We start from the raw sequence: 15,695 nt of genomic DNA, 5'->3' as shown, positions 1-15,695 counted from the left end.
GATTTTTGAAACTAGTGATTTTATCTAAATCATTCTCTTCTGTTTTATTAATAAAAAAGGTTCACACACAAAAACAGGATGCGGAAAAGACTTTCTCCACATCCTGAAAATACTTATCTTTGCAAACCTCGTTTATATCGACTTGCTTCAAATATAATACGCTCTTCATCTAACGTTTTACATTCGCCATTCCAAACGACACGTTTTCCGTTAATGATTACATCACTTATATCTTTTCCACTAGCAGCATACACAAGGTGTGATAACACTTCATCTGCTGGTTGTAAATGCGGTTTATTAGACGGGTCAATTGTAATGAAATCAGCACACTTTCCAATCTCAAGTGAGCCTGTTTGTTTCATCCCAATTACTTCAGCAGCTCCCTTAGTTGCAAGTGTAAGAGCTGTTTCAACCGGTAACGCTGTTGCGTCTTGGTGAATACCTTTTTGTAATAAAGTTGCAATGCGCATTTCCTCAAACATATCTAAATTGTTGTTAGATGCAACACTATCTGTTGCAATTCCTACTTTTATTCCTGCTTCTAGCATCGCTTTTACATTCGCTATACCAGACCCTAGTTTTAAATTACTATTCGGATTATGAGCTACTCGAACGTCATGTTCCGCTAAAAATGCACGCTCATTGTCATTTAATACTACACCGTGTGCAATAACTGTCGGTCGTTTAAACAATCCGCAACTTGCTGCATATTCTACTGGACGTTTTCCGTACTTTGCTTCAATATCACGTACTTCACGCTCTGTTTCCGAAAGGTGAATATGAACCATCGTTTGATTTTCTACTGCAATACGTGCACACTCTTCTAACAGTTCTGTACTGCATGTATATGGACTATGCGGTGCAACCATCGTAGTTAACATACCACTTTCGTTATAGTAACGCTTCACATATTTCTCAGCTTCTTCAATTGCTTTCTTTTCATCCTCTTTCGTTCCAAAGCTAAATAAAGTTCTTGAAACAGCAGCTCGCATCCCGCTCCTTGATACCGTTTCCATAATTGCATCTTGATCTACTCCAATTGGATTAAACATATCAGAGAATGATGTTGTACCACTTTTCACCATTTCAAGTAATCCTAGTTCCGTACTAGCGACCGCAAGCTCTGGAGTAAATTGACTTTCAAGTGGCCAAATTCTTGTCTCAAGCCACGGCTGTAATAACATATCATCACCAATACCTCTTAAGAGACTCATTACAACGTGTGTATGTGTATTGACAAGCCCTGGTAAAACCCATTTTCCTTTCATGTCAATTACTTCATCTACTTCAAAATCATTAGCGAATTCTCCGCTCTTCACATCTATAATTTGATCATTTTCTACAATGATATATCCATTTTCTATCACTTCATTTTGTTCATTCATCGTTACGATTGTAGCGTTTACATAAGTTGTTTTCAAAAGTATTTCCCCTTTCAACTCTATGAAGTTCCCTTTAATAAGTTACCACCATTATAGTAACTTATTAAAGATTAAGAGTCAAAAGATAATTTCAATTCTTTCGTTATCTTTTTCTTCAACATGCAATATTGTTTTTCATTTGTATCTGCAAATGCTTCTTCTCGATTTGATTCTATATCCATATAATTCAGTTTTTCATTAAATTGAGCCTCTGTAAAATCAAACCTCTGTCCATCTATAAAGTTATAAAAGTGCCACGCCTCTCTTACTTTTGTCTTTTTAATCTCTCCTCCGTATATGTCTTGAACGACCAAAGCCGTTACACCACACTGTCCCTTTGCTGGATTCTCAGTCGTCCACTTTGAACTTGTTTCAATCGACCACGATCTTATTAATGCTTCATATATTCTTTTTTCCTTTACATCATCCACTCTAATCTTCCCCTACTATTAATAGTTTTACACATCATATTTCAAAAGAGGCAGTAAACGATCCTTAAAGACCGTTGATGGTGTCTCTCCGATTAACTGTGCGCCCATTTTCAAGTAATATCCTTTTGCATTCGGATCACTATCAATCGTAAAACTTTTTAAGCCTAGTTCATTTGCTTTTTCTATTACATACTTCCACATTATTTTCCCGTAGCCTTTCCCTTTGTAACGAGGATGAATGTACAGGAAATCGAGAGCTTTATCATTACGTAAAAATGAGAAAAATCCAATCTTCGTATTATCGTTTTCAAAAACATATACAAAATTATTATTTATATACTCTTCTGTAATAGTTAAATCTTCCTTACAGGCAAGTATGAATTCTTCACTATAATCCCACGTCGCTTTTGATTGTAGTGCGAGTTCACTTAATTCATTTGCTTCACTTAATAACGCTTCTCTTATCTTCATGATTCTTTCTCCTCACCTTCGATATGTAAACTATTAAAATGATTCGAAAAGTAATTAAAAAACCCTCTTATTTTCATAAATCTTTATTATAATCAGTACGGCCTGTAACAATGTATTTAAAGAAAAAAACGCCATCTTTGAAAGTTGGCGTTTTCTTCTTCTAAAATTTTTTTCAAACTCAATCTTTCGTTTTACTATTTCTAACGATACACACCTATACAGTTTCTACTACCGCCTCAAGCATTGTTCCATTTTTAGCATAATTCGTATGCCAAGAAAAAGCTTTTTCTAAAACATGAGGAGTTTGTCCACCTCTCGTTTTAGCTTCTTCGTAATAAGCTCTTAGCTGATCACGATACATTGGATGTGCGCAATTCTCGATAATTAATTCCACTCTTTCTCTTGGGGCCAGTCCTCTTAGATCAACATACCCTTGTTCAGTGACGATAACATCTACATCGTGTTCCGTATGGTCCACATGTGAAACAAAAGGAACGATACTTGAAATGTTGCCACCTTTCGCAATCGATTTCGTAACAAAGATAGCTAGGCGAGCATTTCTCGCAAAATCACCAGAACCACCGATACCATTCATCATTTTTGTGCCTAAAACGTGAGTAGAGTTCACATTTCCGTATATATCTAATTCTAAAGCAGTATTAATCGAGATTAATCCGAGGCGACGAATGATTTCAGGATGATTAGAAATCTCTTGCGGGCGCATCATTAATTTGTCACGATACTTTTCAAAGTTGGAAAATACTTTTTGCATTTTCTCCTCAGAGAGTGTGATTGAACAGCATGAAGCAAAATTGACTTTTCCAGCATCCATAAGATCAAAGACCGCATCTTGTAAAACTTCAGAATACACTTCTAAATCTTCAAACTCCGAATCTAACATTCCATGAAGAACAGCATTAGCCACTGAGCCAATTCCTGATTGTAACGGTGCTAAACGATTTGTTAATCGGCCTACTTCGACTTCTTTTCGAAGGAACTCTATTAAATGCTGTGCCATAATAACAGTTTCTTCATCCGGAGGAACAATTGTCGATGGTGAGTCTAATTGGTTCGTAAACACAATCCCTTTCACCTTTTCAACATCGATTGGAATGCCAATCGTTCCAATTCGATCATCCGTTTTCACAATCGGAATTGGAAGTCTTTCTCCTTGTTTACCTGGTTCATATAAATCATGCAGTCCTTCTAACTGCGTGGATTGAGCCATATTCATTTCAATAATAATGGACTTAGCATTTAAAGAAAACGCTAAAGAATTTCCTATTGAAGTTGTTGGAATAATCATGCCATCTTCAGTAATCGCAACCGCTTCCAAAATAGCAAAATCTACATCCATAACGTCAGCGCGAAGTAACTCTGATGTATGAGATAAGTGCTGGTCCACAAATAAAAAATCTCCGTTATTAATTCCTTTTCGCATAGTCGCATCAGCTTGGAAAGGCAATCTTTTCCCTAAAATTCCTGCTTCCGCAAATAATTTATCTACATCAGAACCTAAAGAGGCACCAGTATAAACATTTACTTTAAAAGATGTATCATTCTTAACTCGGTTTACAAGCGCAAATGGGACTGCTTTTACATCACCTGCACGTGTAAACCCACTTAAGCCTAAAGTCATTCCACTTTCAATCCATGAAGCTGCTTCTTCAGGTGTAACTACGCGATCTTTCAGACGTTCATCCCTGATTCTATCCAAATTATTCTCCATATGTAATCCCTCTCCCTATGAATATTCATAATTATTTTACACTTTAACAGTATCTAAATAGGGATTTCAGTATACAATGGCAAAAATTCAGACAAAACAGCGAATCTAGTCTCTAAAGCAGAATAATTTAGAATCCTAGAAGTTTACGAAAATAACTAGCGTATGATTGACTAACTGGAACCCTCTCTCCATTATCCATAGAAAGTAAAAAAGTAGAATGCGTATCAGGATAAATCGCTTGAATATGATTCACATTTACAATAAAGGAACGGTGGCATCTAATAAATGAATCTTTCGGAAGTAAGTATTCGAATTCTTGTAACGAGTATTTATGTGTCCCTGTTAACTCTTCTGCATTTACATACGTCTTTTTATCTTTCGCCTCTAAATACATGACTTTTGAAAAAGGAACCGGAATCCAGCCGTCCGTTGTTTTTAAAGTAACGACTGATTTTCCGTCCGTTAAAGCTGGATAAATGGCTGTCACGCAACCTTCAAGCTTTCCATTGTTTGAGAATGGTACGGCCATACCATGATAAGGAATACCAAAAACATCCCGATTCATAAACTCAGAGGTTTTTTGGTTTGTCACCATTGCTTTATGAGCAATCGTTCCTTCCTTTATAGGATCACCGACACTAATCTTTAAATCAATTCGTTTACTTGGCCGATAGTATATATATTGTTTCGTATTCGATACAGCAATTGAAATTTCATCTGAAAATAATTCCCCAACAACATCTAATAGTAAACCTAATGTTTTATCTTCCATTCTATTAACACCTCATTCGCTATTATACTACTATTCTGAATGGCCTCTGTTGCTTTATAAAAAGTTTGATTATTAATTTTATACATTTATCTCCTCATTTGCACAAGGCTTTCTATTTATTTAATTATACAGAATATAACCTATCTTCAAATATGTAAAAATGATATGAACACTACATCAGTAAATACTTGCAACACCTACAAACAAAAAGTCCAAACTATAAACAGTCTGGACTTAGCTTTCATTCTCATTTATTATGTTCTTCTAACCACGAAATCAAATCTTTAAATACTTCATCTCTATTCACTTCATGGAACATTTCATGTCTTCCATTTTCATATAGACGCAACGTTACATCTTTCACGCCACATTTTTTATAATTTTCATATACTTCTTTTACACCTTTTCCCATATCTCCAACAGGATCACGATCTCCTGAAAAAATATGTATTGGAAGGTTTTGCGGTGTTTTCTTAAACTCTTCTAGTTTATTTACTTCTAATACACCAGAAAATAATTCTCGATAAAAACTAGTCGTACAAATGAATCCACATAATGGATCCGCAATATATTTATCTACTTGACTGTTATCTGAAGATAGCCAATCAAATTTTGTACGATTTGGTTTAAAGTGCGAATTGAAATTTCCGAAAGATAAAAAGTTTAGCATCGGACTTTTCGTTTTCGCTCCGCGTAGTTTCATCTCGATTGTCGCTACTTTATGACCGATACTTCCTAAAAACCCTGGATTTCCACCAGTTCCTGAAATAAGGAATCCATCATACAATTCACCTTTCAATTGTACAGCACGCCTTGATAAAAAAGAACCCATACTATGTCCAAGTAAAAATAACGGACATGTCTGCTCTTTTCTTATCGTTTCTGATACAAAAATAACATCAGACACAGCCTCATTCCAACCTACATTTGGTTTAAAATGACCATAATCTTCTTCTCTTTTCACTGTTTTCCCATGCCCTTTATGATCATGTGCATAAACACCATACCCTGCTTCTAATAACGCAGCAATAAAGTCTGTATAAACACCTGCATGTTCTGTCATACCATGTGCAATTTGAATAATCCCTTTCGGTTCACCTTCTGGTAACCACTTGCGTAAATAAATTTCTGATCCATCCAATGCCGTAACGAAACTTTCCTGTACGTTCATTTCGTCAGCCCCCAACTCTATTATGTATCTCAAAAAATGAATATCCATTCATTATTCTTATTATGTATTATATGCAATTGCCTTCATTATGACAAATGACTCACTTCTCCAATTAGCTCTTAAACTAATATATTGACGAACTTAAAATAAAATTATATAGTTACTTACATAAAGTAATTATTATGTTTTTAGGAGGTTTCTATTATGATGCCATCATTATTTTTAGCACACGGATCACCGATGCTCGCTATTCAAGATACAGAATATACAAGTTTTTTAAAAACCCTTGGAGAAACATACAAACCGAAAGCAATTGTTATTTTCACTGCTCACTGGGAAAGTGAAGTATTAACGATTTCCTCATCAGATAACGAATATGAAACAATTTATGATTTTGGAGGTTTTCCTCCAGAGTTATACGAAATTAAATATCGTGCAAAAGGTTCTTCTAGCATTGCATCCATGTTAGAAACAAAGTTTAAAAACAAAGGTATTCCAGTCCATCATAATATGACGAGAGGTTTAGATCATGGCTCATGGACACTCTTACATCGCATGTATCCAGAAGCAAATATTCCTGTCATCCAAATATCAGTAAATCCATTCCTTTCTGCAAAAGAACAATTTATGATTGGAGAAGCATTAAAAGGACTTGGACAGGAAGATATTTTAGTAATCGGTAGTGGTGTTACCGTTCATAACTTACGAGCACTGAAATGGAATCAAACTACACCCGAACAATGGGCAATTGAATTTGATGATTGGATTATAAAACATATGCAGACTAACGATAAAGATGCGTTGTTTAATTGGGAAAACAATGCGCCTCATGCACAATTAGCAGTACCAAGAGCAGAGCATTTTGTTCCTTTATTTATCGCTATGGGAAGTGGTGAAAATAGCGGTGAAGTCATTCACCGTAGTTACGAGCTTGGTACATTAAGTTATCTTTGTCTCCAATTTTAAATAAAAAAGGATGAAGCAATCATTGCTTCATCCTTTTCTTTTTTATTCACCTAGTTAACTAACTTCCAAATGTCGTTTCTCTGATACCCCTTCGTTCTTATTATGAAAATAAACCCAAATGCACGCAATAAACAATAGTGATGATGTAGAGAAGAAAACATATTGAAAACCAGCATGCGCTGCAATTTGTCCACCAAGTATTGGTCCAATCATATTTCCTAAAAACTGAAACGATTGATTATACCCAAATATTCGTCCCGTTACATGGGTTGGTGTATGTTGTTTTAGTAGGGTTTGTACGGAAGGTAATAATCCTGCTTGTGCGATTCCTAATAAAAATCGAAGAATTAATAGTTGCCAAGCTGAGGTTACAAATGCTTGCGGGATAAAGATAATTCCTGCAGCAAACAACGCTACAACTAACGTTTTTTGAGGACCGATATGATCTGATAATCGTCCGAGTCTTGGTGCTGCCAAAATAACAGCTAATCCTGTCGCTGACATAACGGCGCCCGCAATTGTTTCAATATGCGCAGTTTGAGGACCAACTAAATTTTTCACGTATAATGTAACAATTGGCTGAACAGACATATTAGCAAGTTGAATAATAAATGTTGTTACAAACAAACTAATAATTAAATGCTTAGCTGGAACCATCGTCCATACTTTTTTCGTTTGTACTTTTTTTGCTTGAGCAGAGTGATTTTCTTCATGTAAGAAGAAAAAAACGATGAGAAAGGAAAGGAATAAAAAAGCTCCTGTAACAAGAAAAACATGGCGCATTCCAATTAACTCAGACAAATATCCTCCAAGTAATGGACCAAGTAAAGAACCGCTCACGCCACCAGTTGAAATTGTAGAAATTGCCCAACCTGAATGTTCTTTCGGAGTTTCTGCTGCAATAAATGTCATCGCTGTTGAAAGGAAACCAGATACTGCTCCCATCAAAAATCTTAGTGCGACTAGTTGATATACATCCGTTACAAACCCCATAAGCGTCATAATAATCGCCATACCAAGGCTAGCACGAATTAGCATCAATTTCCGTCCATGTATATCACCAAGCTTTCCCCATATTGGTGATACGATCGCACCCATTAAAAATGTTACACCAAATGCAAGTCCCGACCACTGTGCAATACTAGAAGTGCCAGTCACCCCTAATTCCTCAATATAAAAAGATAAAAAAGGAATTACTAAACTCATACCGGCTGCAGTGGTAAAACAACCTAGCCAACAAATCATTAAATTTCGTTTCCAGCTGGCCATTTTCACACCTTCTTTCTTTAGATACCCATTCTACACCCTTTCTTATAAAAAGTTTAGTAATTTGCTTTATTTGTAAGATTTACTACAAAACCCGCTATTTTCTAATAAAAATCACTACATTCCCACATTTTTTTCATAATAAAACCAACTCCACCTAAATGAAGTTGGTTAATAATCCATGATCGGTATTAAACGTGCATTACAACATCTCTCATAAAACTCAATTGGGCCCGCTTGCCCAATAATTGCATATTCATAACCCTCTTGCTTCATACTATGCAGACTACAATGTAACAATTGCTTCCCTACACCTTTCACACGATTTTGTTTCGCCGTGCCCATTGGACCAAACAATCCTTTCTTTCCTCTCACTACATCATAACAAGCGAAACCTACTATCACTTCTTCTTGCTCTGCTATATAAATAGGTACATTTTCTTTATATGTACGAAATCCGTACCCTATCGAATGTAACCAACGTTCACCAAATTCCTTACTAACAAAACTTACTAATTTCCTCAAATCAGAAGAGTTACCCTTTCTAACAGTACAAGTTAAATCATTATAAATAGGAACAAAACTTTTTAAATCGACTGCTAAATCTCTTGGCTCAGCTATAATACGTAATATATCTCTTTGCATCTGTGCATTTTCAATAACTGGATTTACACGAAATAATGCATATATAACATGTCCTTCGTTCATTAATACTTGCTGAAAACGTTCCATACGTTTCTTCGCTATTTGTAAAATTTCTAGCGTCTTATGTGATAATTTATATTGTCCTATTTTTTTATAATCTTGATCCGTTAAATCATATTGTTTTCGTAATGAAAGTTTTTCTAAAAAATCCGTACCCATATTACGGAACAAATACATATACAACTCGCCACAAACGCCAGTACCTTCTTTACACATGCCGATAAACAAATGAACAGGGTGAATGATATTACATTCAGCCTCTTCTGCTGCAAACTCCAATATGTTATGCACACGTTTTGTAAATTGAAACTCCCCCATATGTATTTCCATCCTCTACTAATTTACTAACAAACCGTAACCATAAATAATTGAAACAATTACACCCACTACCAATATACCTGGAAGTAAATTTGCCACCTTGATTTTAATAATACTAAGCAAGTTCAATCCAATAGCGGCTATCATAATACCGCCTGTAGCTGTCATTTCTACTATAAATTGATTCATTAATTCCTTCGGGACAACACTATTAATTTGTGTTGCAAAAACTGCAATGCCACCTTCGTATAAAATTACTGGAATCGCTGAAAATACTACGCCAATCCCTAGAGTTGTCGTTAATATAATAGAAATAAATCCGTCAATAATCGCCTTCGTAAATAAAATATCGTGATTTCCGCGAATACCACTGTCGAGTGCACCCAGTATCCCCATTGCACCAATTGCAAAAATAAGTGTAGCTGTTACAAACCCTTCTGATATGCTGCCTTTCCCTTTTGATCCAACTTTATTTTCTAGCCAATCCCCTAACTGTTTTAACTTTCCTTCTAATTGTAACCATTCCCCAATGACCGTACCAATTACTAAACTTAAAATGACAACTAGAAAATTTTCACTTTTTAATGCCATTTGAAGTCCAAGCACAGTAACCGCTAAACCGATTGCGTGCATGATCGTTCCCTTCATACTTTCTGGAATCTTACTAAATAATTTACCTAGTAAAGTACCAAATATAATACAAACCCCATTTACAACTGCTCCTAATATAACCATTTCTCGTTCTTCACCCTTCGAATTCTTTATTTCTATATTTTGGTTTACACATTGATTTACAGGTTATCTATATGTTAACTTAATATTGAGAATATTAACAAATGTTTTTCACTACATAAACCGCATTTTTTATATCTGTACATAAATCAATTACTTTTTATAGACTCATTGCTAATTTAATTGCGGGATAAACTCAAAAGGGAAGGTATTTATGAAAACTTTACTAAAACGATTTTTGTTAATAGCCTTTTGCATTACGCCAATTGTTGTATTAATTAACCACTCTTTTACTTCAAAAGCGAAAGACACACCCGATTTCCAAAACAAATCTAGCAAAACTGCTTCAACGAGTGAGAAGAAAATAGAAGACCCAGAAATTACACTCACCTTCTCTGGTGATACAATGTTCGATTGGCAATTACGTCCGGTAATCGAAAAAAACGGGGCTGATTATCCATTCCAGCATGTAAAAGAAGAAATAACAAAAGCTGATATTTCTTTCGTTAATTTAGAGTCTGCATTTACAACGAGAGAAAAAAAAGCTCCTGGACAACTGTTTTGGATTAAAAGTGATCCATCCACGCTTCAAGCTATAAAAAACACCGGTTATGACATCGTAAATATCGGGAATAATCATACACTTGATTACGGACAAGAGGGATTACTAGATACAATCTCTTACGTAGAAAAATTAAAGTTCCCTTACATTGGAGCCGGAAAAAATGCAAAAGACGCATATACTGCACGAGAAATGACTGTGAAAGGAAAAAAATTCAAATTCCTTTCATTCGTCCGATTTATGCCTGATTTCACTTGGGTAGCTGATGACAATAAACCTGGCGTTGCGAACGGGTATGATTTAAATCTTGTAACAAAAACAATTAAAGAGCAAAAGAAAGATGCAGACTATTTAATTGTCTATATGCATTGGGGTGTCGAAAAATCAAATCGTCCGGTAGATTATCAAAAACAATATGTAAATAAAATGGTTACAGCAGGAGCCGACGCGATTGTCGGAAGTCATCCACATTGGTTACAAGGGTTTGAATATTATAATAACGTTCCTGTCGCTTACTCATTAGGAAACTTTTTATTCCCAAGTTATGTGAACGGAAAAAGTGCTGAAACTGGTGTATTAACTTTAACTTTTAAAGGAAAGGATGTCCAAATGTCATTCAATCCTTATATCATCCGTAACAACCAAGTTTCCCCTGTAAATGAGGAAGAAAAGAGAAAAGCTCTCCAATACTTACAAACAATTTCAACTGATGTAGAAATTGATGATACAGGGAAAATAATAAATAAACGCAACTAAACAGTACAAGATCCATTTCTCTGTAACATACATTAGAGAATAGGTGATGAATATGCTAAAAGACTTATTAGAAAATATAAATCTCTTAGAAAATATCTATAAAATCTCTATAGCAATTCTGCTTTTATGTTCCTTTTATTCTGTGAGACTATTAAAAAAAATAAAGCGAGAGAGAAACCTTTCTCCCTTTGAATTTACTATGTATATAATCATTCGGATTGCCATATTCTTTTGGTTAGCTAGCTTTATTCTTCTTGAATATGGCAATTATTTAGTTTAATTGTAAAAAAGATAGAACAAGCAGCATTTCCCTTGCTTGTATCTATCTTTTTTATTTGGATGCCAACCCTTTCCTTATATTAAATAAGCAAATCAAACAAAACAGGATTTTTATTAAGCTCCATAAATTGAATATTATTTTCTTTAAAACGAGTAATTAATTGCTCATAATCTTCTTTATGTTTTAACTCTACTCCGACTAATGCTGGACCATTTTCTTTATTATGTTTCTTAATATACTCAAAGCGAGTAATATCATCTTCTGGCCCTAATCCTTTATCAAGAAATTCTCTTAACGCACCTGAACGCTGTGGGAATTCAATGATGAAATAATGCTTTAATCCTTCATAAATGAGAGATCGTTCTTTCATTTCTTGCATTCTATCAATATCATTATTTCCACCACTTAGCGTACAAACAACTGTTTTACCTTTTATTTCATCTCTATATAAATCAAGCGCTGCAATAGAGAGTGCACCAGCTGGTTCAGCTACAATCGCATTTTTCTTATACAGTTCTAAAATCGTCGTACAAACCTTTCCCTCTGGTACTAAAACAATGTCATCAATTACATCTTTACAAGTTTCAAATGTTAACTTTCCTACCTTTTTAACCGCTGCCCCATCAACAAAACTATCTATTCTCTCCAATGCGACATTATCATTTTGAAGAAAAGCCTCTTTCATAGATGCAGCTCCCATTGGCTCTACCCCAATGACCTGTGTAGCAGGACTAACACCTTTCACATATGTACCAACACCTGATGCTAATCCACCACCACCAATTGCTGTAAAGATATAATCAACCGGTTTCTCCATATCATGCATAATTTCAACTGCCACTGTCCCTTGACCAGCAACTACGTACGGATCATCAAACGGATGAACAAATGTCATTCTATTTTCTTCACAATAACGCTGTGCTTCTTGGAAAGAGCTATCAAATGTATCACCAACTAATACAATTTCCGCAAAATCACCACCGAAAAATTGTACTTGTGACACTTTTTGTTTAGGTGTCGTCGTCGGCATGAAAATTTTTGACGGAATCTTCAATAAATTACACGTATAAGCTACTCCTTGCGCATGATTACCAGCACTTGCACAAACAACACCGTTTTGTAATTGTACTTTCGGTAAACTTTGAATTAGATTATACGCACCACGAATTTTGAAAGAGCGAATTAATTGTAAGTCTTCTCGTTTTACATAAACGTCACAATCATATTTCTCAGATAAAACTGTATCACGTTGTAACGGTGTTTTAATAACGATATCCTTCATGCAATTATGAGCCATTAAGATATCTTCAATTTTCACTCTCTCCTTTACCTTTTGCACCATTTCATATCATCCTTATCTCTTTTATATTGGCTCAATCAAAATTTGGGACTTTTAGGACTGCACCTGTATTCGCCGACGTTACCATTTGTGCGTAGCGCCCAAGCCATCCCGTTTTCACTTTCGGTTCTGGTCGTTTCCATTCTTTTTTACGCTTATCTAATTCTTCATCACTAATTCTTACTTCTAACAACCTTTCCTCAACATCGATACAAACGATATCCCCTTGTTCAAGAAGTGCAATCGTTCCGCCCGCAGCTGCTTCTGGCGAAATATGCCCTACTGAAATACCACGTGAAGCACCAGAGAAACGACCATCGGTTAACAACGCAACATCTGCACCTAATCCCATGCCAGCAATCGCTGACGTTGGTGCTAACATTTCCGGCATACCAGGACCGCCTCTTGGTCCTTCATAACGAATAACAACTACATCTCCTTTTTTAACCTTCCCAAGCATAATGCCGGCAAGCGCCTCATCTTGTGAATTAAAAATAACGCATGGTCCTTCAAATCGTTTTACTTCAGTTGCCCCACTTTTAATAACTGCCCCATCCTTCGCAAGGTTTCCTTTTAATATACGTAATCCACCTTCTTCACTATGAGGGTTTTCAAGAGAATGAATCACTTCCTTATCTTTAATCTCTGCATGAGCAATGTTCTCTCTTAACGTCTGCCCCGTAGCAGTAATACGATCTAAATGAAGTACCCCTTCTTTTCGGCTCATCTCTTTCAAAATTGCACTAATCCCGCCCGCGCGGTCAATATCTTCCATATGCCAATTAGAAGCAGGGCTTACTTTACATAAATGTGGTACACGCCTTGAAACAGCATCAATACGGCTCATATCATAATCTAGTCCTGCCTCATGTGCGAGTGCTAATGTATGTAACACTGTATTTGTTGAACCGCCCATCGCCATATCAAGCGCGAACGCATCATCAATTGCTTCTTCTGTTACGATGTCTCTCGGTTTAATATCTCTTTCAATTAAAACCTTTAATTTCTCTGCTGCTTCTTTAATTAACTCCTCACGCCTCGGATCAATAGCCAAAATACTTCCGTTACCAGGAAGAGCTAAGCCTAATACTTCACATAAACAGTTCATAGAGTTCGCTGTAAACATACCGGAACAAGAACCACAAGATGGACAACCATGATCTTCAATATCCTTTAATTCTTCTTCTGAAATTTTCCCAGATTGATACGCTCCTACTCCTTCGAAAACAGAACTTAAATCGACAACTTCTCCTTTAGATGTTTTTCCTGCTGCCATCGGGCCGCCCGAAACAAACACAGTCGGAATATTAATACGTAGTGCAGCCATCATCATACCAGGTGTGATTTTGTCACAGTTTGGAATACAAATCATGCCATCAAACCAGTGTGCATTTACAACCGTTTCTACTGAATCTGCAATGATTTCTCGACTCGGAAGCGAATAGCGCATACCGATATGCCCCATCGCAATACCGTCATCTACTCCAATTGTATTAAATTCAAATGGAACCATGCCTGCTGCACGTACTGCTTCTTTAACAAGTTTCCCAAACTCATTTAAGTGCTTATGACCTGGAATAATTTCAATAAAAGAATTACAAATAGCTATAAACGGTTTATCAAAATCTTCATCTTTCAAACCAGTTGCTTTTAATAAACTACGATGCGGCGCTTTATCAAAACCTTTTTTAATCATGTCACTTCTCATCTTGTCAAATCCCCTCTTACGTATTTTTCACTTACAATCTATTACTCTATTTCTTTACTAATTCTTTCGGTGCATGAATCCAGCTCATCATTTCACGAAGCTCTGCTCCTACTTTTTCTAACTGATGATTTTGCTCTGCTTTTTTCATCGCATTATACGTTGGACGCCCAGCTTGGTTTTCTAAAATCCATTTCTTCGCGAATTCACCTTGCTGAATTTCTGTAAGTACTCGTTTCATTTCTTTCTTCGTTTCATCTGTAACAATTCTCGATCCTGTTACATAATCTCCGAACTCTGCCGTATCGGAAATAGAATGTCGCATGTTCGTTAAACCACCTTCGTACATTAAATCAACAATTAACTTTAATTCATGTAAACATTCGAAGTATGCAATTTCAGGACGATATCCGCCTTCTGTTAACGTTTCAAAACCAGCTTTCACAAGTGCAGTTACACCTCCGCAAAGTACCGCTTGCTCACCAAACAAATCCGTCTCTGTTTCTTCTTGGAATGTCGTTTCAATTACACCTGCACGTGTACACCCTACACCTTTTGCATAAGCAAGTGCTACATGTAACGCTGTGCCTGTTGCATCTTGATGTACTGCGACTAATGCTGGAACACCATTTCCTTCTTGAAATACACGGCGAACGAGATGACCTGGACTTTTTGGCGCAACCATCGCTACATCTACGTAACTTGGCGGATTAATTTGGCCGAAGTGAATGTTAAATCCATGTGAAAAAAGTAACATTTGTCCTTCACGAAGATTCTCTTCTACCTCTGCTTTATACACATGAGCTTGCTGTTCATCTGGCAGTAACATTTGTACAACTTGCGCGGTTCGAACTGCTTCTGAAACAGACATTACTTCAAATCCATCTGCTTTTGCTACTTCAAAAGACTTACCAGGTCGAACACCAACTACAACTTCCACACCAGAATCGCGTAAATTTTGCGCCTGTGCATGACCTTGAGACCCATAGCCAATTACCGCAACTGTTTTCCCTTTTAATAACTCTACATTTGCATCTTGCTCATAATATGTTTTCATACTCCATACACTCC

General features: G+C 36.1%; 15 protein-coding genes. 3 read left to right on the top strand and 12 right to left on the bottom strand.

Annotated features, from left to right (window positions below; translation table 11 throughout):
• Positions 1-113 precede the first annotated feature (113 nt).
• The 6 genes from EGX95_RS07880 to EGX95_RS07855 form a co-directional block, all read right to left on the bottom strand.
• Complete coding sequence (locus EGX95_RS07880) at positions 114-1,439, bottom strand: bifunctional S-methyl-5'-thioadenosine deaminase/S-adenosylhomocysteine deaminase (RefSeq protein ID WP_002027475.1); 1,326 nt, start codon at positions 1,437-1,439, stop codon at positions 114-116.
• Between the two features lie 53 nt (positions 1,440-1,492).
• Positions 1,493-1,852: a YunG family protein gene (locus EGX95_RS07875; protein ID WP_000342916.1), complete on the bottom strand. Its 360-nt coding sequence runs from the start codon at positions 1,850-1,852 to the stop codon at positions 1,493-1,495.
• Positions 1,853-1,879: 27 nt separating this feature from the next.
• On the bottom strand, positions 1,880-2,323 hold the full coding sequence (locus EGX95_RS07870) for a GNAT family N-acetyltransferase (protein WP_000701911.1): 444 nt from the start codon (positions 2,321-2,323) through the stop codon (positions 1,880-1,882).
• Between the two features lie 214 nt (positions 2,324-2,537).
• Complete coding sequence (locus EGX95_RS07865) at positions 2,538-4,052, bottom strand: succinyl-CoA:acetate CoA-transferase ScpC (RefSeq protein ID WP_000429782.1); 1,515 nt, start codon at positions 4,050-4,052, stop codon at positions 2,538-2,540.
• A 127-nt stretch (positions 4,053-4,179) separates the two neighbouring features.
• Entirely contained in the window at positions 4,180-4,824 is a 645-nt protein-coding gene (locus tag EGX95_RS07860) for a LytTR family DNA-binding domain-containing protein (RefSeq protein WP_000389719.1), read from the bottom strand.
• Between the two features lie 247 nt (positions 4,825-5,071).
• On the bottom strand, positions 5,072-5,995 hold the full coding sequence (locus EGX95_RS07855; protein ID WP_001102593.1) for an alpha/beta hydrolase: 924 nt from the start codon (positions 5,993-5,995) through the stop codon (positions 5,072-5,074).
• 204 nt (positions 5,996-6,199) lie between these two features.
• Here EGX95_RS07855 and EGX95_RS07850 point away from each other — a divergent pair, with 204 nt between their 5' ends.
• A complete protein-coding gene (locus tag EGX95_RS07850) occupies positions 6,200-6,961 on the top strand; it encodes a DODA-type extradiol aromatic ring-opening family dioxygenase (protein WP_000982938.1) in 762 nt (253 codons plus the stop codon).
• Positions 6,962-7,015: 54 nt separating this feature from the next.
• Here EGX95_RS07850 and EGX95_RS07845 read toward each other — a convergent pair whose 3' ends face one another.
• The 3 genes from EGX95_RS07845 to EGX95_RS07835 all read right to left on the bottom strand — a co-directional run bounded on the left by EGX95_RS07845 (position 7,016) and on the right by EGX95_RS07835 (position 9,985).
• Entirely contained in the window at positions 7,016-8,230 is a 1,215-nt protein-coding gene (locus EGX95_RS07845; protein ID WP_000179309.1) for a multidrug efflux MFS transporter, read from the bottom strand.
• A 168-nt stretch (positions 8,231-8,398) separates the two neighbouring features.
• Positions 8,399-9,250, bottom strand: a complete 852-nt coding sequence (locus EGX95_RS07840) for a GNAT family N-acetyltransferase (RefSeq protein ID WP_000503625.1) — start codon at positions 9,248-9,250, stop codon at positions 8,399-8,401.
• Positions 9,251-9,268: 18 nt separating this feature from the next.
• A complete protein-coding gene (locus tag EGX95_RS07835; RefSeq protein WP_000236057.1) occupies positions 9,269-9,985 on the bottom strand; it encodes a DUF554 domain-containing protein in 717 nt (238 codons plus the stop codon).
• A 211-nt stretch (positions 9,986-10,196) separates the two neighbouring features.
• On the opposite strand from EGX95_RS07835, the gene EGX95_RS07830 reads away from it, so the two are divergent.
• Together EGX95_RS07830 and EGX95_RS07825 are read left to right on the top strand one after the other, a co-directional pair.
• Positions 10,197-11,300, top strand: a complete 1,104-nt coding sequence (locus tag EGX95_RS07830; RefSeq protein WP_000854508.1) for a CapA family protein — start codon at positions 10,197-10,199, stop codon at positions 11,298-11,300.
• Positions 11,301-11,352: 52 nt separating this feature from the next.
• Positions 11,353-11,580 (top strand): hypothetical protein, encoded by a 228-nt coding sequence (locus EGX95_RS07825; protein ID WP_014297763.1) that lies wholly within the window; start codon positions 11,353-11,355, stop codon positions 11,578-11,580.
• Positions 11,581-11,659: 79 nt separating this feature from the next.
• On the opposite strand, the gene ilvA is transcribed toward EGX95_RS07825, so the two are convergent.
• The 3 genes from ilvA to ilvC are packed head-to-tail and all read right to left on the bottom strand — an operon-like array spanning position 11,660 to position 15,681.
• A complete protein-coding gene (gene ilvA, locus EGX95_RS07820; protein ID WP_000250339.1) occupies positions 11,660-12,922 on the bottom strand; it encodes a threonine ammonia-lyase IlvA in 1,263 nt (420 codons plus the stop codon).
• 31 nt (positions 12,923-12,953) lie between these two features.
• On the bottom strand, positions 12,954-14,627 hold the full coding sequence (gene ilvD / locus EGX95_RS07815; protein ID WP_001255807.1) for a dihydroxy-acid dehydratase: 1,674 nt from the start codon (positions 14,625-14,627) through the stop codon (positions 12,954-12,956).
• A 46-nt stretch (positions 14,628-14,673) separates the two neighbouring features.
• Positions 14,674-15,681 (bottom strand): ketol-acid reductoisomerase, encoded by a 1,008-nt coding sequence (ilvC, locus tag EGX95_RS07810; protein ID WP_000861157.1) that lies wholly within the window; start codon positions 15,679-15,681, stop codon positions 14,674-14,676.
• Positions 15,682-15,695 lie beyond the last annotated feature (14 nt).

This window comes from Bacillus sp. FDAARGOS_527, assembly GCF_003812125.1.
Lineage (GTDB): Bacteria > Bacillota > Bacilli > Bacillales > Bacillaceae_G > Bacillus_A > Bacillus_A paranthracis.
This window is presented reverse-complemented; position numbering and strand designations above follow the sequence as displayed.

Bases quoted from the DNA above. Each gene is read 5' to 3' on its own strand.
- EGX95_RS07870 (WP_000701911.1), bottom strand. From the start codon at position 2,323: ATGAAGATAAGAGAAGCGTTATTAAGTGAAGCAAATGAATTAAGTGAA.
- EGX95_RS07865 (WP_000429782.1), bottom strand. From the start codon at position 4,052: ATGGAGAATAATTTGGATAGAATCAGGGATGAACGTCTGAAAGATCGC.
- EGX95_RS07860 (WP_000389719.1), bottom strand. From the start codon at position 4,824: ATGGAAGATAAAACATTAGGTTTACTATTAGATGTTGTTGGGGAATTA.
- EGX95_RS07855 (WP_001102593.1), bottom strand. From the start codon at position 5,995: ATGAACGTACAGGAAAGTTTCGTTACGGCATTGGATGGATCAGAAATT.
- EGX95_RS07850 (WP_000982938.1), top strand. From the start codon at position 6,200: ATGATGCCATCATTATTTTTAGCACACGGATCACCGATGCTCGCTATT.
- EGX95_RS07845 (WP_000179309.1), bottom strand. From the start codon at position 8,230: ATGGCCAGCTGGAAACGAAATTTAATGATTTGTTGGCTAGGTTGTTTT.
- EGX95_RS07840 (WP_000503625.1), bottom strand. From the start codon at position 9,250: ATGGGGGAGTTTCAATTTACAAAACGTGTGCATAACATATTGGAGTTT.
- EGX95_RS07835 (WP_000236057.1), bottom strand. From the start codon at position 9,985: ATGGTTATATTAGGAGCAGTTGTAAATGGGGTTTGTATTATATTTGGT.
- EGX95_RS07830 (WP_000854508.1), top strand. From the start codon at position 10,197: ATGAAAACTTTACTAAAACGATTTTTGTTAATAGCCTTTTGCATTACG.
- EGX95_RS07825 (WP_014297763.1), top strand. From the start codon at position 11,353: ATGCTAAAAGACTTATTAGAAAATATAAATCTCTTAGAAAATATCTAT.
- ilvA (WP_000250339.1), bottom strand. From the start codon at position 12,922: ATGGTGCAAAAGGTAAAGGAGAGAGTGAAAATTGAAGATATCTTAATG.
- ilvD (WP_001255807.1), bottom strand. From the start codon at position 14,627: ATGAGAAGTGACATGATTAAAAAAGGTTTTGATAAAGCGCCGCATCGT.
- ilvC (WP_000861157.1), bottom strand. From the start codon at position 15,681: ATGAAAACATATTATGAGCAAGATGCAAATGTAGAGTTATTAAAAGGG.